Source organism: Paenibacillus sp. GD4 (genome assembly GCF_030846225.1).
GTDB lineage: Bacteria > Bacillota > Bacilli > Paenibacillales > NBRC-103111 > Paenibacillus_G > Paenibacillus_G silviterrae.
Map to the genome: position 1 here is coordinate 161,344 of NZ_JAVCYK010000001.1, position 20,483 is coordinate 181,826.

Below are 20,483 nucleotides of genomic sequence, written 5' to 3' on the forward strand. Positions count from 1 at the left end.
ACGATACAAAAAGGAAGCCCCAATTCGAGTGGAGCTTCCTTTTTGTTGATTTCATTAATTCAGATACTTAGGCTTCTCTTAATGCGTAGTCAACAGCAGACTCAGCATGAATTCTTGTTGTATCATAAATCGGGATACTGCAATGATGCTGTGATATAAGCAGCGTTATTTCTGTACATCCAAGAATAATGGCTTCTGCTCCCTGACGGCTAAGATTGTTAATGATCTTTATGTAGGATTGCCTAGACTCTTCGTTAATGATTCCAAGACAAAGCTCTTGGTAGATGATGTCATGAATCACCATTCTTTCGGTTTCATCCGGAACAATAACTTCGAGTCCAAACTTTTCAACGAGTCTACCTTTGTAAAAATCTTGTTCCATAGTAAAAGCAGTCCCCAATAAAGCGACCTTCTTCAATCCATCCTTTACAATTGCATGTGCAGTCGAATCAGCAATATGAAGCAAAGGGATAGAAACCGATTCTTCTACTTCTTTTGCCATCTTGTGCATCGTATTCGTACATATGACTAGTAAATCGGCTCCACCGGCTTCTAGTTTTTGCGCCGAATCGATCATTATTTTTGTGGCATCATCCCATTTCCCTTGATGTTGAAGCGTTTTGATTTCATGGAAATCCACCGAATACATGAGGCTCTTTGCCGAATGATGCCCTCCTAGCTTTTCCTTTACACGTTGATTGATGATTTGGTAATAGAGCAAGGATGACTCCCAGCTCATTCCGCCGATAAGACCTATTGTCTTCATAGGTTTAGCACCCCTACTATTTTTTCATCCTACATTATAGCAGAAGTTAACACCTTACATGCTTGCGTTTAAAGCCAAGCTTCCCTCTATATACCGTCTTTTGAATATTATCGAGAGCGTTTAACAGCTTGCTTTTTCCCGTATCGCTTTTGACTTCTACCGGGCACACTGCCTTGGCGGTTGCGACCGCCTTATCATGGAGCGGTACATAGGACGTCGCGACGGTGTACAGAAAATTACTCATTGAATATTTCGTTCGCTCGGGGGCAGTGTGAATCGTATGTTCCACTTGTTCAAGCATCCTGGTAAGTTTGCTTTCCGAGAATTCGCTATCCGGACGACTCCCGAGCAGCCAGCAATAACAACTCCAGCCTGCCGACATTCTCAAATCTTCGCCACTTGCAATCCACTTATCGGCAACATCTTGCGCAATATCCGCTTCCGACAAAGTGACCGCCACTACAAAATCGGACAGCATGTAAAAATAGGCCGAATCCAACCAACGGTCATAATCCGCTTCCGTCATTGAGTTTGGTTCAGCTATGATTCCGGCAAAATACATTGCGTCGTAATTCCCCGTGGCATAAAGCTGCTCCGCCAAAGGTTGATTGAGCTTGGTTTTCTTGAAGATCGCCTTCATGTCACCCGTTGCCACTCCAAAAAGCGGCTCGCGCGCGCCATTGGATAGGTACATTTTCTTGAGTCGTTCTTTACCGAGAGCCTCAAGCTCCTGCATAACCGTCTCAAAATTCATCGTTTTCCACTTCCTTCGTTTGGTGGGGTCGTCATAAAGTGATTATACCATTTTTTGAAGGCGGAAAAGTTGTTACGCTCATATGGGTCTGCAAGGAGATCGGCAAAGGTTTTGCACTAATTATAAGCTTGTCAGCGAAAAGCCGCGGTAATGCGTATGGCTTCCCTCTGCGTTCGAAAACCCGATCATCCCGGTCAGATACGGATGGTTGTTATCCATATATTCCATTAACGTTACCCCATTGACGGAGATTTCAAAACGATTGCCCACGGCCTTCACCGTAACGGTCGCCGCCTGCCCCAGCTGCCATCCAAAGTCGACCTCCCTCAACGTGCTGTAGCCGTTGTCGTTCTTGAGCAGCGCCAGCTTGCCGCCGGGAGCGAAACCGACCGCATACGAACGGATCCCACCCTGAACACGGAAATTGATTCGGTGATGATCGCCGAGCTTCGGCACCATGACCGCTTCAAACGTATAATCATCCCAATCCAGGCATCCCGTATAGCTCTCCGCACTTTCTCCGAAGTAGCTTCCGCTCAGCTCTCCGTCCTCAAGCGTCCATATACCTCGCAAATAGCTCAGCTGGCTCACTTCAAGATGGAGCCCGTTCCACTTCTCCATTCGCTCCTTGGCAAAATCGATCTGATAGCTTGGTTTGCCGCCGAATTCAAAGTCGTCGAGGAAGCAAACGAGACTCGGGCCATGAGCTCCTTTACCGTCCATCGGAACGAGCTCGATGCCTGCCTGCTCCAGACAGCAGCCGCTCATGCGGGGAATTTGATATTGCAGCTGTGTCCACTCGTTATGGATCAACGGAACGGCTTCACCGTAATGATAGGCGCCGCTGTTCCCGTCTTTTACATATAAACGGACTTTCACACGCCGAATGCCGTTACCAGGGAGCATCACCTTCGCCTCGATATGCTGCCCCGGATACAGTATTGGAGAGAAGCTTGGGTCATAACGGCTGTCGTTAAAATCGCTCGGACGATAGTACGTTTGATGAAACACGCGATACGCGTTACCTCCCTGCACCTTATCGAAGAGCACCTTTAAGGAACGGCTTCCCGAAGCGGCTGCTTCAGCCGTATTACGAATCGTGCCCGTAACATGAAGCGGGTCATTATGCTCCAAACGGAACGCATGCGTGGAGCCGGGATATTCAAAATGAAATTTCAATCCGCTTTTCTTGAGTATGGGCGCCCATTTCTCAGGAATCTGCTCGCCTGCCAGCTTGTAGCCAAGACGTGCGATGTAGGAAGCGCACCACGGTATGTCAAGAATGTTCAAGGAACCGATGACGCTGGAGCAGCACAGAAAATCGTTGATCGGCTTCCGCCACTTCTCGTCAATGCCTGCAAGCCCGTTTCTTACCCCAACGATAGTCGCTACATTGGCAACGTTGCAGTCCGTATCCCAGCCGCACATGTTGCATATGTTGATCGTCCTGCTGAAATCACCCTCCCCATACATGAGCGATAAGATCATAACGGCTGAATTCGGGATAATGTGGCATTGCCCCGGATATTTATCGTAGCCAAAGTTTGCTTTTACATAGTGAAATGCGTCGCGCCAATTGTCCGGGTGCGCTTTATAGTAAGCGATTACATTCCTCGTAACACGCGTGTATTCGCAATCCTCGGGAATCACGGCCAGCCCGCGCTCGATAATTTGCACGATATCCGTTTCTACGAAGGCAGCGGCGATGCACGCGGCAACAAACATGCCGCCGTATTTCCCGTTTCCGTCATGCGAAACGGAAGCGATTTTCTCAGCCAGATGCGCGGCCAGCTCCGGATTGCCGGGAGCCACAAGTCCCCACACGTCGATAAAGATTTGACCGCCGATCTGCTCGGCTACCGCAAGCCCGTTCTGCTCGATCGAGCCGGAGCGGGGCGCCATAATACCGTTTTTCAAATTTAAGTAGGCTGTATGCTCTGTAGACTTCCCATAGCCCCCCCACCAGTAAAAGCCATGGCCGTCCGGCGCATAGTTCAACCAGGTAAGTCCCATTTGCTCAGCGGTGATCTCGGGTCCGCATACATAATCCTCCAGCGCTCTCAGGAAAAAAAGCGGGCCGTTCGTATCGTCGTCGGCGGCAAAATTTTTAAATTCGTGCAGATATTCGGTTACTTCACCAAACGTTCGTTCAATTCGCTCATAAGTCCAATTCTCAATATTTCCTCCGTGCCTGACGCCGATCACCTTGGCCAGCCAGCCGGCGTACACTTTTTCTACATAATCCTGTTGAATCGTCATAAGTCCTACCACCCTCGCTCATCCGTAGGTTCTTTTTGTTAAAATATAGGGAACAAAATAATCATTATGGAACCGGTTTTATTTTTCGCAAAAGAGTGCCGATGGTCTGCCTCCCCATTCATCCATGATTAAGGCAGCCATCAACTGCTCAATTCTGCTTCACCGTCGATTCCCTCACGATCAAACGCGGCTCCAAGAGCACCTTTTGGAAAGGCAGCTCGACTTCGCGATCGATTCGATTCAGCAGCATTTCAACTGCAATCCGCCCCATTTCCGTTACTAAATTCGAAACGGATGTCAATTGGGGCCGTACCAGCGTACACCATGGAATATTATCGATTCCTAATACAGCTATATCCTCCGGTACCCTTACGCCCTGCTCGGTAAATTCTTGAAGGAGTCCGATTGCAACCAGGTCATTGGCCGCGAAAACCGCATCGGGCAGCTCCTCTAGTTTACAGAAATACCGCGCCGCTTCTATTCCTGTTTCCAGAGCTAGTCTCTCTCCAGTGAACACGAGCGAAGAATCGAGCGGTATTGCGTGGGAGGCAAGGGATTTCTCGTAAGCGGCATACCGCCCCCCGCGATGCAATGTCGAAGGACCGCCGGCATAAGCAATACGCCTTCTGCCGATACGGATCAGATGCTCCATTGCCAGGTATCCTTCCGATCTGCTGAGTCCTACGGTGTCGGCTTGAATGTCCTCACCGTAACTGCCGATCAAGCTGACCGGAATGGACGATTGTTTGACGGCGGAAGGCAGTGTCTTCGGGTGGCTGATGGAGAGCAGGACGATACCGTCAACGTGCATATCGTTCGCCTCCTTAATAACCGCCAGTTCCTCGGAAGGGTTACCGTAATGGTTGATCAATACAAGCCTGTAATCGTTTTGTTTGGCCACCTGCTCCGCAGCCCAGGCAAGCTCCGGGTAGTAGGGATTTCGGATATCGTCGATGGCCAATGCGATCTGTCTGCGCAGCTTGGTTTTCAAGCTCCGAGCCATAAGATTAGGTGTAAAGCCAAGCTCCTGTATAATCCGATTTACCTTGAGCTTAGTAACCGGCTTTACCCCCGGCGCATTGTTAATAATTCTTGAAACAGTAGACTTGGCGACTCCCGCCTTTTTAGCTACATCATCAATGGTTACTTTCGTCCGTTTCTCCTGCATCTCCGCTTTCTCCGTTAGCCAGTTTCATAAAATGCTCTACCTCATCGCGTGTCGGAATGGAAGACTGGGCCCCCTTCCGCGTGACGGCAATGGCAGCAGCTGCAGATGCATATTGCAGGGCTTCTTCAACTTGTTTACCGGCGCATAGCTCAGCGGCATAACAGCCTATGAACGTGTCTCCGGCTGAAGTAGTATCCACTGCTTTAACCTTCCGTGCCGGCGTATAGACGCTCGCCCCATTGGAATTCATGTATAGAGAGCCCAATGCTCCCATGGTTACAATGATTTCTCCGACTCCTCCATCAAGCAATTGGCGTGCGGCCAATTCGGCATCGTTCTTACCGCCGATTGCCCTGCCTGTAATATACTCGGTTTCGGATTCATTAAGAATCAGTGTGTCAATAAGCGGCAGCTCATCCTTCGGAATCTTGACGGCCGGGGCAGGGTTAAATATGACACTCATTCCGCAGGATCTGGCTCGACGAATGACACTTTCATTTGTTGCCCAGGGAATTTCATTTTGCAATACCAAAATGCCCCCGGTATCTTTCCCGGCTTCAAGTCTCGCATCATCCGGCATCAGCTTTCCGTTGGCCCCTTCTGCGAGTACAATAATATTCTGACCGGAAGCTTCCACCATAATATAGGCCATCCCGGAAGTGCCGGGTTTCCTTGTCACCATCGATGTATCAACACCGTGGCCTTGCAATGACCGGATAAGATCCTGGCCGTAAGGGTCTGATCCTACAGCCCCGATTATCGTCACATCGCCGCCGGAAAGGGCAGCGGCAACTGCTTGGTTGGCACCCTTGCCTCCATAATGTATCTCTGTGCTTTCGCTTTTAATTGTTTCACCCGGCACGGGATACTGCTTAATTCTGCTTACAATATCCACATTAATACTGCCGACTACTACGATTCTGTTCATTTCGTACCGCCCATCGCATCAATTTTGGAACCGATTCCAAAATTATTATTGCACAACTTCGTGCTGCTCGTCAATTTACATTGTTTCAAAAATATCGACCGACAGCCGCATAAGTCAATGCATCCATCCGGTAGCCGGCAGCTTCATGCGCCATTGATTTTGTCGTACCTCCCAAGAAATTCGCGGGAGATTCCATGAGGTTACTCTTTAATAATAATTCGCAAGTATGCCTCTTGGCTTAATCGGCAGCCCTGCCTTATGCAAATGCGACGTATCCCCCAGCCCGATGCAGCGGGGAACCGCCCACTCGTCCGAGCGCCGGTCCATGAGAATTGTGGTAACCGAGCTTGGAGCCAGCCAGAACGCTGACCATGCAAGCGAGGTAGGCAGCTGCAACAGATGGGCAAGCCATGTTAGACCGAGTCCGCCATGACAAAAAACGGCAACCTGTTCCTCGTTCGGTCGAACGCAGCGATACCTGCCTCCTTCCCGTTCATAACCGAGAGAGCTCAGGAACGCATCCGAACTCTCTTGAATTTCTTTCACTTTGGCTTGTAACCGCCCATCGGAAAGAAAAGGATTTTCGTGCCAATTATGATGTCCCGGGAAAGGCTCCTTCTCCAGGATCACTTCTCCCGGCAGCTCGAACGGGCTCATGCTTCCCCATTCACCGACAGTTACATTCATTCCATTTATCTCTTGCATCCAGTCCACAATAATCGCTTGCATGCGCAGCCGGTCCGTAGTGTACTGCATCGTGTGGATCGCCCGACCCATAGGTGAGCAATAAATTCGGTCAAGCCCGTGCTCCATCAATCTGTCTGCCAGCGCCTGCGCTTCCAAATGGCCGTCCGGCGTTATCGTCCCTCGTTCATAATCCGGGTCGGCATGACGAATGATATACAACCGCATGACATCTCTCCTTGTATTCGGGGCACATATTAGCCCACCGGCTATTCTTTGACGGATCCAAGCATAATGCCATGGATAAAATACTTTTGCAAAAATGGGTATACGACTAAAATGGGTACCATCGACACGACGATTTTGGCTGCATTGAGTGTTTTATCAGACACCTTCAAGAGCAGTTCAGCTTGCGTCGAATCGAGCTCTACAATGTTCAAATTAATAACTAGCTGCTGAATGTAGGTTTGCAGCGGGTAGTTCTCCGCACTGCGCATAAAGATCATGCCGTCGAAAAACGCATTCCAATGCCCTACAACGCTGAATAACGTTACCGTCGCGAGTGCCGGCAGCGAAAGCGGGACAAAAACTTTGATCATCATATACCAAGGCCCAGCCCCGTCGATATAGCCTGCATCGCTAAGCTCCTTCGGCATATTACGAAAGAAATTCATCAACAAAATCACATTAAACACGGGGACGGCCCCCGGGAGAACCAATGCCCAGATCGTGTTAAATAAACCTAGTCCCTTCACCGTCAAGTAGAGTGGGATAATGCCGCCGCTAAACAGCATCGTGAAGAGCATGAACCACATGTAGATGTTCCGGTATGGGAACTCCTTGACGCTTCTCGATAGCGGATATGCCATCATGATGGTAAGGACAAGGTTGATCGTACCTCCAAGTAATACTCTCTTGACCGAGACGAGGAAGGAATTGACGAAATGAGGCTCTTCCATAATCCGCTTATACGATTCAAAATTAAAGCCCACTGGCCATAGCTTAACAAACCCGCCAGCCGCCGCTGCATTATCGCTGAATGAAACGGAGATCGTATGAAGCACAGGACCGATAGAAACGAGAGATATCAACAGCATTAGAAGCAATAAAACAGCTTCGGCCGCTCGGGCCGGTAACGTTTTGTTCCGAACCATTCTTATTCACCTGCTTTGTTAGAAAATACGGTAGTTTGCATATTTATAAGCAACCTTATAGGAGATGATGATCAGGATAAATCCGATAACGGATTTCATTAGACCTACGGCCGTAGCAAACCCGTATTGCGCCTGCACGAGTCCCACTCTGTACACATAAGTATCGATAATATCTCCGGATTCATAGACTAAGGGATTGTACAAATTGAATATTTGATCGAAGCCTGCATTCAGAATGTTTCCGATGCTTAGTGTAGCCAGCAAAACAACGGTCGGAAGCAAGCTCGGCAAAGTGATGTAGATCAGCTGCTGAAATCTCGAAGCTCCATCCATCTCGGCCGCTTCATACAGAGCAGGGTTGATTCCGGCAAGAGCCGCTAAATAAATAATGGCGGCGAAGCCGAATTCCTTCCAAATATCGCTGGAAACGATGATGGCCGGAAACCATTGGTTGCTGGCCAAAAACATGACGGGCTCATATCCGAAGGCTTTCATGATTTGATTGACAATCCCGTTGAGCGACAGCATATCAATGACGACACCGGCCAGGATCACCCAAGACAAGAAGTGAGGCAAATAAACAATCGTTTGCACCCATCTTTTAAAGGCTATGAATCGAACCTCATTCAAAAGGATAGCAAAAATCAAGGGAACGATGAGGTGCGCAATGATTTTGCCTACGGAGATAAACACAGTGTTGTAGAAGATCTGACCGCTATCCTTAATTTGAAACATGTATTCGAAATTCTCCAGACCTATCCATGGAGAGTTCCATATGCCAAGTCCGATTTTAAAATGCTGAAACGCAATCACGATCCCAAACATCGGAACCAAATGAAATACGATGAGAAACAGAATCCCCGGCAAGAGCATCAGATGGTAGTGCTTGTAATAAGACTTAATATTCATGGATGACTCACCTCTAACGCTAAGGAATGAAGAAAGCACCGCCAATAGCGATATGGGGTGCTTTCTTGGATTGGGCTTACTCTACTTTTTGGCCTTGTTTATTTCGTCGGTGATTTCCTTCGTAATTTCATCGCCGCCTTGCGCTTTCCAGTCCGTTACGAATTGGTCGAACGATTCAAGCGGCTGCTGGCCCATTACGATTTTGAAGAAGGTCTCTTTCTCCAGCTTCTGGAGGTTCGCCCATTTCCGCTCCATCGTCTTGGTGACAGCCGTATATTCACTAAACATTTGATTCATTTTCGTCTTGAGTAAGTCAGCCGGTACTGTATAGCCGTAATATCCCGACCAGTCCTTTAGGTCAGCCTTCGGATTTTGCTTATCCCGCATCGCTTTATCGTACATTTCCTTCATTTCGGGATTCAGCGCCTCCGGCTTGACTTCTCCGCTCATCGCCTTTTTCAGCGTATCCGACTTCCTCTCAACGGCATCGGCATAATCATAGGTGGCATTGCCGATCGGCCAATATTCCGCACTAACCGTGAAATCAAGCTTCAAGGCATCCGGGTCAACCTTGCGCTGAGCTGCAATGAACGTATTCGCATAGATCATGGCTGCTTCGGGGTGCTTCATTCCTTTTTTCACTACAATAAAACGATTGCTAACGGGGATCATCATATTGTTAACGACTCCCTTGGCATCCGGAATCAGATAGGGAACGTAATCTACCTTGGGATTGTTTTTCATTGCGTCCGCTATCAGCCCGCCGGACCACCAAGGTCCGAAGAACATGCCCGCTCTTCCGCTCACGACAACCTGATTCGGGTCCTTCAGCAAGGCGAATTCCTTGTCGATCAGCCCGGCGGCATACATCTCCCGCAGCTTGCCCAGCGCTTGCTTGGTTTCAGGAAGAATCGAAGCATAAACGATTTTGCCTGAGCTATCCTTGATCCAGTTGGAAGGATAGGCTCCGAATGCCTGGAAGAAGCCCTTAAAATCGATTCTCTGAGCCTTTCCCGGTACGCTTAGCGAGCTTTCAGAACCGGCCAAACCTACAGTATCCGCTTTACCGTTGCCGTCAGGATCCTTCTCGACGAAGGCTTTGGCGATCGCAATGACATCGTCGACCGTTTTGGGCGGCTGAAGCCCGAGCTTGTCAAGCCAATCCTTACGTACCCACAATAGGCTCGCAGCATCGGCTTGTACGCTTATGTTCGGAATCCCCATCAGCTTTCCTTTATAGGTGGCTTTTTCCAGCGCTTTGTTATTCGTGGAGGCATACAATTCCTTCGTAAGAGGGGAAGCATACCTTTCGTACACCTTCGTTAAGTCTTCAATCTGACCCGCTTCAGCCAGCGCCAAAAACATCTGTTCGTCAACAAGCATCATATCAGGAAGATCATTGCTCGCTACGGCCAGCTTCATCTTTTGATCATAATCCGGCCCGGAGGCGTACCAGAGAATTTTGAAATTGATATTCGTTTTTTGCGAAATATATTTCATATACTGATTGCTCTCTACGGTGTCTCCGGCAGGCAGCTTGGCACCGGCACTTACACTCTTGAAGGTGGTTACTTCAACGGGGCTAGGCATTTTGAACGGATCAACTTTCGCATTCGGGTCGGCAGCGGCCGGTTCTTTGACCGTGTTACCCGCACCTTCCTGGTTTCCTGAGCACGCAGCCATCAACAAAGCCAGCGTCGTCAAAGTTACTAACGCTTGTTTCTTCATACGTCCCCTCCTCGTTTCTTTCGTACACCTTTATGATAATCGTTCTCCGGATGGTTGTGGGTAGAATCGGTCCTGCGATTAGAGCATAAATCATCTCATGTTTCGGCATAGAGACCCATTTTAGACGAAAGTGAACTTTATTGTAGACGATTTGTGACCTTCCCTTCCCGCTTACGAAACTCACTGGGAAGCATACCGGTCATTTCACGGAAGACTCTGCCGAAATATTTCTCGTTCGGATAACCCGAATGCGAAGCAATCCAACCGATAGTCCTGCCCGTATTGACCAGTAGTTCCTTTGCCCGCTCTATGCGCACCTCACGAATGAAGTCATTGAACGTTTTCCCTGCGATATCCCGAAAACAGCGGCTGAAGTAGCTTCGGCTCATGTTCACACGTTTCGCCACATCGGGAAGATGAAGGTCCTGCTGCAGCTCTTGATGAATGATTTGAACCGCCTTGAGTATACTGGCCTTCACCTCGGGAGAGTACGCACCCGACTCCTCCAGCTCATACCCGTTCGCTGCCGCTAGGAGAACCGGCTCTACCGCCTTAGGATGGTTTTCCCCTATTTTATGTACGATTCTCTGAAGAACCTGGTCCATTTTCTCATGCTCAAGCTCCACCTTCGTGATATAATCAATCGCCCCAAGGCGAAGTGCTTCCTGAATCAGTTCGAAATCTTGATGAAATGTCAATACTACCATATGGACATTGGGGTAACGCTGCTTCACATTCCTCATTAGATCGATCCCTGACATGACCGGCATGGCTAAATCCGTAATGAGCAAATCCACCTCGTGACTATCCATGAATTCCAGTGCCTTCCTGCCATTGCCGGCTTCACCGACAACCTCCAGCCCGTGTTCTGCCCACGGCATCATCAAAATAAAACCTTTGCGGACCAAATGATCATCATCGACAACCAACACCTTGATCAATCAACATCCCTCCGTTCGTGAAATCGGCAGGCGAAGCGAAATCGTCGTCCCGGATCCCACCTGGCTGCTGATACGGAAGCTGGCGGCCGTGCCGAATTGGAACTTCACCATTCGGTAAACATACTTGAGCCCTATGCCCATGCCGACCTGCTTCCGTTCCCCTGTGTCTTCGCTCATGATACGTTCCATCTCTTCCTCGGTCATACCGTCTCCGTTATCCCTCACCTCAATCATGACATGCGTTTCGCCGTCTTCCTTTACACTGACTTCGATCACCCCTTTGTCCTCTAACCCGTGATAAAGCGCATTCTCCACGAGAGGCTGAAGAATGAATCGGGGGATCGGTAGACTAAGCGCCTTAGGATCCGCTTGAAGTCTCACGTCAAACTCAAAGTGATAACGAATCCCCTGAAGCTCGACATAATGCTTCAAGGCTTCGATTTCATCGCTTATTTTGGCCGGCCCCCCTTTGCCTAGGTTGTAGTAGAGCACTTTATTCAGCGTGGAAACCAATCGATCAATTTCTTTTTGCCCGTTGGCTCTGGCAAGCCATCGAATGGTATCAAGCGTATTATGAATAAAATGAGGGTTAATTTGCGTCATTAGCTTCTCCACCTCCAGAAGCGCCTTGCTTTTCTCCTTTTGCTCCACCTCATCGATTAATTCGTAAATACGTCTCCTCATATCGGCGAACTCTCTATAAATTACGCTAAACTCTGTAATAGGAGATTGTCTTGCTGAAATGGCCTCATGCTGATATTTCATATGGCGGATATCAAGATGCAGCATCCGAAGAGGACGGTAAACCATTCGCCAAATGAGCCATCCCAGAAATCCGCTGACGGCAATCGTCAAAGCCGCGAAAAAAGCGAATTGTCTCATCCAACGGTTCACTTCAAGAAGATAGACGGATTTGGGAATCGCCGCTACGACCTTCCATGCTTGGTTGCTCGTTTCCTCGAACAAAAAATATTTACTGTGAATCGATGGGTTCGACTTGTCAAGGGCATGTACCATGCCTAAGGGGAAGTCATCGGTGTTCTCACTGTATACGACCTTCCCGCCGGGCTCAATAATTAGATGAACCAGTTCACCTCCGAATTGTTCCGTATCCTTTATGATGTTTTCAGCCCACTTAAAATTCGTTTCTATATACACGTACACATCGTCCCTCGAAGGCAGCTCCACCTTTCGAAATACAGACAGCACTTGATTGCCGTCAATGGGATTCAGTGACAAATGCGGCCCGAAATAAGAAATTTTATCGAATTGAATCAGGATGGGGAGCTTCTTGATGTCAATGTCCTCACGCACATTATAATTAGCGAACAGCGTTTGATTATCCTCCGCAAAATAATAATACATCAGCCCTAGTGTGGGATTCGTAAAATGAATAAGGCCAAGCGCGCTCCGAATTTCGTCTTGAAGTGTTTTCTTTTCGTAGATGTCAGCCGACAAGTAGCTTTCCACACTTTTCCCCACTCGGCCATCAAAGGCAAGCTGCTGGGAAGCATGATTTAATTGACTCAAGGTTTCCTCCAATGAAAGCTTGACCTGATGCAGCTTACTCTTGACCCCTCCCTCCGCTTTATTCTGCAGAATCTCCGTCATAGAGAAATAGGATATGCTGCCAATGAGGACCAAGGGGGTGATCGAGCTGATAAATAAAATCAAAATCAAGCGAAACTTTAAAGAATACGTAGCAGCCGACATTGGAATTCTCCCTTTCATTATTTATAAAGCGCTTTCATAGGGTGATTTATCCAATTATACCATGGGTTAACGAATGATTCACTCGGCTCTATACGGATCTAAATAAAAGAACAGCCGCTATATCCCCAAGGATAGAGCGGCTGTCCTCCGTTTAGCTATGAATGAGTAAAGGAACAACTTTTCCTTCGTTGACGTTGATTAACCCGAAATCGGTAATTTTAAGCGCCGGGCTGACAGGTAAGGAATGCGTGCTGATCGACATAATGGGATTGTAGTGTTTATAGCCTAACGATTTCATCGCTGTTATCAGCTGATCTGTTTCTTCAGCCAGCTTCTCCAGCGGGGCGTCGGATAAGATTCCTCCTATGGGGAGCCTGAGGCTGGCCAATAGTTGTCCATCCTCCACAACGCAAAAGCCGCCCTGCCCTTTAATGACCTCGTTGGCTGCAAGCATCATATCCGCTGCATTATGACCTATGACAAGCAGGTTGTGATTATCGTGAGAGTAGGTGGTGGCAATCGCGCCGCGCAGAATCGTGTCGCCCCCGATAAGGCCGTAGGCGCGGCTGCCGCCTTTGCCGTAACGCTCAAACGTAGCGATGAGCCCGAAGCCGCTCTCCTCCCAGCGTATCCGCCCTTCCCGGACTTCCGCTTCGCCGATATGCTCCTCGGTAAACGTAGAGCCGTCTTTGACCATCATGACCCGGCAGGCATAACGCCCGTCTTCGAGGTCGGCCGGTACCGTGAAGTCTTCCTCACGCAGCTCCGACAGCTTGACACTGCGGTAAAAATGCGGCGGAAACGGATACGTGTCCGCTTTAACCGGATAAGGCTCATTCGAGTCGTAAACACGCCGGCCGCACTTGAATACCTGCTCGATGGTCAGCTCTTCAAGATTCGATAAAAGCACGAAATCCGCAATTTTTCCCGGTGCAATGACTCCCCGGTCATACATTCTCATCCGCCGGGATGGTGTATAGGTGCTGGCGTAAATTGCTTTTTCCGGTGTCATCCCCATTCCGATCGCCTTGCGAACGATGTGGTTCAAATGCCCGCGGCGCTGGAACGAATCCGGCATGACGTCGTCGGTTACAAAGCAGAAGTGCTCGGCTACATCTTGCTTGATCAGATAGTCCATCACTTCGGCCGTCATCGATTTTTCCTGTATTTCAAGGAACATACCTGCCGCGATTCGGGCTTCCATTCCCTCAATCGTTTGATGCGTATGATCGGAATCGACGCCACTGTAAATGATCCGATGAAGATCCAGGTCTAACAGCTTCGGGCAATGGCCTTCGATGATAAGATGCGGATAATGCTTGCGAATATGCTGTAAAATGCGGTTTGTTTTACAGTCCGGGTCCGTAATGACGTCGACGTAATTCATGATCTCGCCCAAACAAATGATGCTTTCCGTTCGAAGGAGCTCGTCCATATCCTCGATTTCTATCGAGCCGCCGGTCGTTTCCATTGAGGTCGCCGGCACCGAGCTTGGGAGCGCGTAGAACATATCCGCAACACATTCCTTGCTCGCCGCAATGATCTGCTTTACACCCTCCAAACCGAACACGTTCGCAATTTCGTGAGGCTCCGGTACAATAGTGGTCACACCGTTTTTGATCAACCCGTGCGAGAACGTTTCCGGCGTCACCATCGTGCTTTCGATATGCAAATGAATGTCGATCAAACCGGGGATCATCCAGCGGCCGCCCGCGTCTATCCGTTGTTTTGCCTCGAAGCCGTCTGAACCCCTAGGACCGATATATACAAATTTCCCGTCTACAACTGCCGCATTGCCGAGAATAAATTTTTTGAAATAGCTGTTATAGATGTTAGCATTGTCTATCCATAAATCTACGCGCATGATGTCTGCACCTCCAGGTCCCCTATTCCACTAATACGAGCTTTTCCATTGGCATGAGCAGCCGGACTTCTTGACCGCTCGCATAAGGATGTTCCATTTCTTTGTTTACGGTAAAATCGCCAAGCCCCGTTTCGACGACATACTGGTAGCTTCTTCCAAGGAAGGTGCTTACCTTCACACGGCCTGTCAGACGGTTGGCGCCTTCCTCTATCTCCGAAACGGACCCGAGCACCACATCGTCAGGCCGAATGGCACCTTTCATCCCGCTTTGCTCCCCTCTACCCGGCCCCTTAGCCGCGAGGAACGTGAAGTCCTTAGCCCTTAACGTGATCTGCTCGCCATGGTCATGCCGTTCATCAAAGGAAATAAAGTTCGTAAATCCGATAAAGCGTGCAACAAATTCCGTTTTCGGATATTTATATGCGACGGAAGGCTTATCCAGCTGTTCAATGATCCCTTTGTTCATAATCGCGACCTGATCGGAGATCGAGAAGCATTCTTCCTGATCGTGCGATACGTAAACAGTCGTAATGCCAAGCTCCTGTTGGATGCGGCGAATCTCGACCCGCATATTCACGCGCAGATTCGCGTCCAAATTGCTGAGCGGCTCGTCAAACAGCAGCAAATCCGGCTCGATGACAAGTGCCCGGGCTATCGCCACCCGCTGTCTTTGACCGCCGGAAAGCTCTTTCGGCAGCCGTTTCTCGAAGCCTGACAAGCTGACCGTTTCGAGGATGCGGGTTACCCTCCGCTCCAATTCGGCCCCGCTTACTTTACGCAGTCGGAGGCCGAACGCGACATTGTCAAATACGTTCAAGTGCGGAAATAAAGCGTAGCTTTGAAAAACAAAACCGAAATTGCGTTTGTTGACCGGTACACGCGTATAGTCCTTTCCGTTTAAGCTGAATTTCCCGTCCTTCGCCTCCAAAAAACCGGCGATCAGGCGCAGCGTGGTCGTTTTCCCGCAGCCGCTCGGACCGAGCAGCGAAATCAGATTTCCTTTTTCCACTTGAAGGTTAAAGTCTTTCAAAATATATTGCTGGCCGTAAGCGACCGATACATTTTCCAAAGAAAGCAATGCCATGGACGAAGGCCTCCATTATCGTTTAGTAAAATAGGACAGTCCCATCAGCCGTTCGATCATAAACATAAGCACTGCCGTAAACAGCATCAGCAGAACGGAAATGGCGGCGATCGTCGGGTCGAAATGGTTTTCCACATACGTAAGCATTTGGATCGGCAGCGTACTAACGCCCGGTCCCGTCATAAATACGGAGATGTCGACATTATTGAACGATTCCAGAAAAGCGATAAGCACGGCCGCAATAATACCGGATTTTATATTCGGCAGCACCACCTTGAAAAAGGTTGCCAATCGCCCGGCACCCAGGCTCAAAGCCGCTTCCTCCACGGCAAAATCGAAATTGGCGAGGCTGGACGCGATGACCCGGATGATAAAAGGCAGCATAATGATGGTATGTCCGAATAACAGCGCCGCATAAATCGGCAGATGATAAACGGCGATCAAATACTTAAGCATGGTAAACCCGAGAACAATACCCGGGATCAGCACCGGCGAAATAAAAATGGCGTTAAGCGCATCCTTGCCTTTAAAACTAAAGCGGCTTAAAGCGTAGGCTGCGGGCATACCCAAGAGCAGCGCGAGCACATTTCCCGCGAAGGAAACAAGTATGGAGGTGTAGAACGTTTTTAAGAACATTTCCTCTTCAAGTATGTTACTGTACCATTTCAGAGAGAATCCTTGCGGAGGAAATTTAAGCACGGTACCCGGTTCGAACGAAGCTGCGGCAATAATGAGCAGCGGACCAAGCAAAAATACATATACCAGCAGAGTAAACAGGCCCAGCCCTCGATTTTTTTCCTGCATCCCTTCTACCCCTTCGGATTTACTTTATTGGCGAGTGCGTTCATCAGTCCGATGACGACGAAAGTGATTACGATCATGATCGTTGCGATCACGGATGCCAAATGCCAGTCGTTCAGCGTGATGGCGTTCTGATAAAGAAACGTGGAAATGACTCTTTGTTTGCCCCCGAGAAGTGCAGGCGTTGTATATGCGGTCAAGCTTCCGACGAACACCAGGATGCTCCCGATAATCAAGCCCGGCACGCTAAGCGGCACGACGACCCTCATAAACGCCCGAAAGCGGCTAGCTCCGAGACTCTCCGCCGCTTTCATCAAATCGGGATCGATATTCTCCATGACCCCAACCAAGGTGATGATAATGAGCGGGAGAAACAAGTGAATCAATCCGATCATCATAGCCGTCGGCGTGTATAAAATATCGAGCGGCTCGGTTACGATTCCCAGCGCAACAAGCGTGTTGTTGAGCAGTCCTTTTTTGCCGAGGATGATCATCCAGCTAAAGGAGCGAACGACGGAGCTGGTCAGCAGCGGGAAAATCGCCAGCGCCAGCAGCAGCGCCTTTTGCCTTGGAGGCCGCCGCGAAATATAGTAAGAGACCGGGAAGCCAAGCAATATACAGATCACCGTAGTAACGAGGCTGACCCGCAGTGTCGTCCCTAATATTTTGAGAAAATAAGGGTCTTGAAAAAAATGCGAATAGCCGCCGAAGGACAGCCTGCCTTCCGGGAAAAATGTCGAGCCGATCGTCAATAGAATCGGAACGAGCATGAATGCCGCCAAAAACAACAGTCCCGGCAGCAGTAATAACGATAGATACGCTTTCTTCATGTTTGATTCTCCTGTTCGTCGGTTCGCTGCTCCCTTAGCGTGCGGATAAACAATTTGAGAAACGCGTCCACCGCCACATCGGTGCATACATTTACATTCGGCTCCTTAAGCAGACGGTTCTGGAAATCGCAAACGGTTTGTCCGTCGCACAGGTCGCTTCTTGTCTCCACATCGACATAATAGCGCTTCGTCGTCACAAGCTCCGGGTTCAGCGCCACGGCTACCGCTAACGGGTCATGCATAGCACAGGCTCTTACCCCGTTTCTATCATAATAACGCTGAAGATAATCAGCCGTGCTTTCCCATACATATCGCCCGATGTCCGTCTCGCCCAGTTCACGGATGTGCTCCTCGGTCAGGAGCGCTTTGCGTGTTACATCCAAGCCTACCAGCGTTAACGAGGGGAAGCCTGCTTGAAGCACGAGCTTGGCCGCCTCCGGGTCGACGAACATATTGTATTCCGCGGTAGGCGTAATATTGCCGAAGCCCAGGACGACGCCTCCCATCACGATAACTTCCTTCACGTCCCTCACAAGCTCGGGATATTTCATCAAGGCCAATGCCAGATTCGTTAACGGACCCGTCATAACCAACGTCATTTCGCCGGGGTTACTCCGCACCTGGTCGACCAGGAAATCGGCTGCATGTCCTTCACTAGGCTTTTTATGCAGCTGCATGTCCCGGAGGGCTCCGCCGAGACCGTCCTTTCCGTGGACCCGATGCTCATAATGAACCGGGCGCAATAACGGCTTGTTAGCTCCCTGAATCACCGGTATGTTTTCCGCCCCGAGGAGCTGCAATATTTTGCATGTATTCACTGTAGCTTGCTCGAGAGAAACGTTCCCGTTTACCGTCGTAATCCCGTGAAGGTCGAATTGCCCGCTTCGGACGGCGAGCATAATGCCAAGTGCGTCATCCACCCCGGTATCTACATCGAGAATGACTTTCTTCTTCATCACACGTGCTCCTTCCACGGGTTAAATAAAACAAGGGTACATGCAGTAGTCATATACCCTTGTCCAATCCTATTTACTGAGCAACTTGCTTGTTGAAGCGGTCGATCCAGCCTTTCAAGTTCGCATTCACAAATTTCATATCCAGCTTGCGCAGCTTGGTTACCGTTTCGGCACCGTAGGTGATGCCCTTCGTATCGTCTCCCGTAAGCTGCAGCTTCGTGTTGACCGGCGAATCGATTTTTGCCTTAGCAAGCTTCTCCTGTACTTCCTTACTTAAGTGGTAGTTAATGAAATCCTCGGCAAGCTGCTTGTTTTTGCTGCCTTTTACGATATTGACCGTATTCAAGACAGCGTATCCGCCTTCCTTAGGCGTGATGAACTTCGTTTCCGGCACGGAAGCGCGAAGATCCTTCACGTACATTTCCATGATCGGTCCCGCAGCGATTTCACCCTGGGCAAACATATTCACAAACTCCGAGGTTTGTCCGTAATACTTCACGACGCTTTTGTTCAGCTCCGTCAGCTTGGCAAACGCCTGATCTTCATTGAACTGCGCGCTCCCTGCTACGACGGACGCGGCATCGACAACCATCGGACCGGCCGTTCCCGTAATGTTAGGCATGGTCAGCTTCTTGGCAAGCTCCGGACTCCATAAGTCGCTCCATGAGGTGATCTCTTTTCCCCCTAGTGCTTTGGGATTGTACGCAATGCCGAGCTGGCCGACCGTATACGCCGGGCCGTAGTCTTCACCAAGCGGCGCCTTGGCCATATCGTAAATGTCATTGAGGTTCGTAAGGCGGCTGCGATCAATCTTTTCGAACATGCCGGCTTCGATACCTTGCTGGGCATAATAATCGGATAAATAAATAAGGTCCACGTTAGAAGTGCCTTGGCGAACTTTGTTCAGGCGATCGGCGTTGTTGCCTTTGTCCAAAACGATCTTGACATTATGAGACTTTTCAAATGGGGCATATACTTCATTTTTGAAGAAATCGTCGGAAAAGCCCCATGTGGAAATGACCAGCTGAGTCGGCTCGCCGCTTTTGGCAGCTCCCGCATTGGTTCCTGCGTTCGTACCGCCCCCTGCTTGATCTTTAGCGGCCCCGCAGCCCGTCAAGGCCAGTCCAACGATCGTTAAAGAAATAAGGCTTCGAGTCATATGCTTTTTCATCATTTTTTCCTCCCATTTTCATTTCTACATGTTTTTGTCCGCAAACCCTTGCCTATTTTTACAAGTATGGTTCCCGAGAGCCAACGATGCTAGTCATGCTCTGCCCTGAAAATCCCCCAAAAAAAAGAAAAGTACCCTTGGAAGAAGAAAAAACATTCTCACAAGAGCACTTTTCATCGTAAACGAAGCCAAGTGACATCTAAATTGTAAACGGGGCGGGAAACACTTAAGATAGATCAAAAGAGAATCACCGCAGGCTTTGTATTCAGTTTTCCTTAACAATTATGTTCGTAATGGACCATTGAGTATGCGGATCATAGTCTCGCAGTACTGCTTCAATCGTCAGTCCAAACTCCTGCTCCAGCTTCTCCCGGATCCGCTTCTTGTATATCGAGGACATGTAAAAATCAACCTCGTGCTTTAACAAAGGAGCTTCCCCTTCCAAGGCGGTGGAGCGCGGTGACTTACGGTGCTTGGCATAAAGGGTGATGATGTTATCCTCCAGCGAAGCTTTCAATGAAGTAGTACCAAACCCGAATAGCTCCTTAGAAATTTCATTGTAAAGGTGACACAGCTTCTTCTTGTATTCATTGGTGTCGATTGGGGGCATGGGATCACCTTCTAGCACGATTATTGACCCATAACTCAGAACTTAATCATTATATTACATAGGGTTTCGGATTAAATCAAGTTAATTGTTCGGGTTTCCTATCGAAAAAATCATTTACTATACGAATATTTCATAAAACTTCGAAGTTTTCCGAATACTATAG

At 49.1% G+C, this 20,483-nt stretch carries 18 protein-coding genes; all 18 read right to left on the minus strand.

Annotation, left to right across the window (positions count from 1 at the left end; all coding sequences use genetic code 11):
* Positions 1–67: 67 nt before the first annotated feature.
* The 18 genes from RAC89_RS00680 to RAC89_RS00765 all read right to left on the minus strand — a co-directional run bounded on the left by RAC89_RS00680 (position 68) and on the right by RAC89_RS00765 (position 20,320).
* A complete protein-coding gene (locus RAC89_RS00680; protein WP_306611135.1) occupies positions 68–766 on the minus strand; it encodes an aspartate/glutamate racemase family protein in 699 nt (232 codons plus the stop codon).
* 46 nt (positions 767–812) lie between these two features.
* On the minus strand, positions 813–1,520 hold the full coding sequence (locus RAC89_RS00685; RefSeq protein ID WP_306611136.1) for a DNA alkylation repair protein: 708 nt from the start codon (positions 1,518–1,520) through the stop codon (positions 813–815).
* Positions 1,521–1,640: 120 nt separating this feature from the next.
* Positions 1,641–3,779 (minus strand): ADP-ribosylglycohydrolase family protein, encoded by a 2,139-nt coding sequence (locus RAC89_RS00690; RefSeq protein ID WP_306611137.1) that lies wholly within the window; start codon positions 3,777–3,779, stop codon positions 1,641–1,643.
* A 148-nt stretch (positions 3,780–3,927) separates the two neighbouring features.
* Positions 3,928–4,947 (minus strand): LacI family DNA-binding transcriptional regulator, encoded by a 1,020-nt coding sequence (locus RAC89_RS00695; RefSeq protein ID WP_306611138.1) that lies wholly within the window; start codon positions 4,945–4,947, stop codon positions 3,928–3,930.
* The gene (rbsK, locus tag RAC89_RS00700; RefSeq protein WP_306611139.1) at positions 4,916–5,875 is read right to left on the minus strand and encodes a ribokinase; all 960 of its coding nucleotides are present in this window, start codon (positions 5,873–5,875) and stop codon (positions 4,916–4,918) included. The genes RAC89_RS00695 and rbsK overlap by 32 nt, the downstream gene beginning before the upstream one ends.
* A 207-nt stretch (positions 5,876–6,082) precedes the next feature.
* A complete protein-coding gene (locus RAC89_RS00705; RefSeq protein WP_306611140.1) occupies positions 6,083–6,787 on the minus strand; it encodes a histidine phosphatase family protein in 705 nt (234 codons plus the stop codon).
* A gap of 41 nt (positions 6,788–6,828) precedes the next feature.
* Positions 6,829–7,713 carry a carbohydrate ABC transporter permease gene (locus tag RAC89_RS00710; RefSeq protein WP_306611141.1) on the minus strand — a complete coding sequence of 295 codons (885 nt, stop codon included), beginning with the start codon at positions 7,711–7,713 and terminating at the stop codon, positions 6,829–6,831.
* Positions 7,714–7,731: 18 nt separating this feature from the next.
* On the minus strand, positions 7,732–8,622 hold the full coding sequence (locus tag RAC89_RS00715; RefSeq protein ID WP_306611142.1) for an ABC transporter permease: 891 nt from the start codon (positions 8,620–8,622) through the stop codon (positions 7,732–7,734).
* Positions 8,623–8,703: 81 nt separating this feature from the next.
* The gene (locus tag RAC89_RS00720) at positions 8,704–10,350 is read right to left on the minus strand and encodes an extracellular solute-binding protein (protein ID WP_306611143.1); all 1,647 of its coding nucleotides are present in this window, start codon (positions 10,348–10,350) and stop codon (positions 8,704–8,706) included.
* A gap of 137 nt (positions 10,351–10,487) precedes the next feature.
* Positions 10,488–11,282 carry a response regulator transcription factor gene (locus RAC89_RS00725; protein WP_306616009.1) on the minus strand — a complete coding sequence of 265 codons (795 nt, stop codon included), beginning with the start codon at positions 11,280–11,282 and terminating at the stop codon, positions 10,488–10,490.
* A 9-nt stretch (positions 11,283–11,291) separates the two neighbouring features.
* Complete coding sequence (locus RAC89_RS00730) at positions 11,292–13,004, minus strand: sensor histidine kinase (protein WP_306611144.1); 1,713 nt, start codon at positions 13,002–13,004, stop codon at positions 11,292–11,294.
* A gap of 151 nt (positions 13,005–13,155) precedes the next feature.
* Complete coding sequence (locus tag RAC89_RS00735; protein WP_306611145.1) at positions 13,156–14,868, minus strand: adenine deaminase; 1,713 nt, start codon at positions 14,866–14,868, stop codon at positions 13,156–13,158.
* Between the two features lie 22 nt (positions 14,869–14,890).
* On the minus strand, positions 14,891–15,952 hold the full coding sequence (locus tag RAC89_RS00740) for an ABC transporter ATP-binding protein (protein ID WP_306611146.1): 1,062 nt from the start codon (positions 15,950–15,952) through the stop codon (positions 14,891–14,893).
* Positions 15,953–15,967: 15 nt separating this feature from the next.
* Positions 15,968–16,756 (minus strand): ABC transporter permease, encoded by a 789-nt coding sequence (locus RAC89_RS00745; protein WP_306611147.1) that lies wholly within the window; start codon positions 16,754–16,756, stop codon positions 15,968–15,970.
* Between the two features lie 5 nt (positions 16,757–16,761).
* Positions 16,762–17,583: an ABC transporter permease gene (locus RAC89_RS00750; protein WP_306611149.1), complete on the minus strand. Its 822-nt coding sequence runs from the start codon at positions 17,581–17,583 to the stop codon at positions 16,762–16,764.
* Entirely contained in the window at positions 17,580–18,539 is a 960-nt protein-coding gene (locus RAC89_RS00755; protein ID WP_306611151.1) for a nucleoside hydrolase, read from the minus strand. The genes RAC89_RS00750 and RAC89_RS00755 overlap by 4 nt, the downstream gene beginning before the upstream one ends.
* A gap of 73 nt (positions 18,540–18,612) precedes the next feature.
* On the minus strand, positions 18,613–19,710 hold the full coding sequence (locus RAC89_RS00760) for an ABC transporter substrate-binding protein (RefSeq protein WP_306616010.1): 1,098 nt from the start codon (positions 19,708–19,710) through the stop codon (positions 18,613–18,615).
* Between the two features lie 265 nt (positions 19,711–19,975).
* A complete protein-coding gene (locus tag RAC89_RS00765) occupies positions 19,976–20,320 on the minus strand; it encodes a DUF2294 domain-containing protein (protein ID WP_306611153.1) in 345 nt (114 codons plus the stop codon).
* Positions 20,321–20,483 lie beyond the last annotated feature (163 nt).

What these genes read in the sequence shown, in the direction of transcription:
- RAC89_RS00745 (WP_306611147.1), bottom strand. Translation starts at nt 16,756, where the DNA reads ATGCAGGAAAAAAATCGAGGGCTGGGCCTGTTTACTCTGCTGGTATAT.
- RAC89_RS00755 (WP_306611151.1), bottom strand. Translation starts at nt 18,539, where the DNA reads ATGAAGAAGAAAGTCATTCTCGATGTAGATACCGGGGTGGATGACGCA.
- RAC89_RS00750 (WP_306611149.1), bottom strand. Translation starts at nt 17,583, where the DNA reads ATGAAGAAAGCGTATCTATCGTTATTACTGCTGCCGGGACTGTTGTTT.
- RAC89_RS00680 (WP_306611135.1), bottom strand. Translation starts at nt 766, where the DNA reads ATGAAGACAATAGGTCTTATCGGCGGAATGAGCTGGGAGTCATCCTTG.
- RAC89_RS00760 (WP_306616010.1), bottom strand. Translation starts at nt 19,710, where the DNA reads ATGAAAAAGCATATGACTCGAAGCCTTATTTCTTTAACGATCGTTGGA.
- RAC89_RS00765 (WP_306611153.1), bottom strand. Translation starts at nt 20,320, where the DNA reads ATGCCCCCAATCGACACCAATGAATACAAGAAGAAGCTGTGTCACCTT.
- rbsK (WP_306611139.1), bottom strand. Translation starts at nt 5,875, where the DNA reads ATGAACAGAATCGTAGTAGTCGGCAGTATTAATGTGGATATTGTAAGC.
- RAC89_RS00705 (WP_306611140.1), bottom strand. Translation starts at nt 6,787, where the DNA reads ATGCGGTTGTATATCATTCGTCATGCCGACCCGGATTATGAACGAGGG.
- RAC89_RS00695 (WP_306611138.1), bottom strand. Translation starts at nt 4,947, where the DNA reads ATGCAGGAGAAACGGACGAAAGTAACCATTGATGATGTAGCTAAAAAG.
- RAC89_RS00715 (WP_306611142.1), bottom strand. Translation starts at nt 8,622, where the DNA reads ATGAATATTAAGTCTTATTACAAGCACTACCATCTGATGCTCTTGCCG.
- RAC89_RS00720 (WP_306611143.1), bottom strand. Translation starts at nt 10,350, where the DNA reads ATGAAGAAACAAGCGTTAGTAACTTTGACGACGCTGGCTTTGTTGATG.
- RAC89_RS00735 (WP_306611145.1), bottom strand. Translation starts at nt 14,868, where the DNA reads ATGCGCGTAGATTTATGGATAGACAATGCTAACATCTATAACAGCTAT.
- RAC89_RS00690 (WP_306611137.1), bottom strand. Translation starts at nt 3,779, where the DNA reads ATGACGATTCAACAGGATTATGTAGAAAAAGTGTACGCCGGCTGGCTG.
- RAC89_RS00710 (WP_306611141.1), bottom strand. Translation starts at nt 7,713, where the DNA reads ATGGTTCGGAACAAAACGTTACCGGCCCGAGCGGCCGAAGCTGTTTTA.
- RAC89_RS00730 (WP_306611144.1), bottom strand. Translation starts at nt 13,004, where the DNA reads ATGTCGGCTGCTACGTATTCTTTAAAGTTTCGCTTGATTTTGATTTTA.
- RAC89_RS00740 (WP_306611146.1), bottom strand. Translation starts at nt 15,952, where the DNA reads ATGGCATTGCTTTCTTTGGAAAATGTATCGGTCGCTTACGGCCAGCAA.
- RAC89_RS00685 (WP_306611136.1), bottom strand. Translation starts at nt 1,520, where the DNA reads ATGAATTTTGAGACGGTTATGCAGGAGCTTGAGGCTCTCGGTAAAGAA.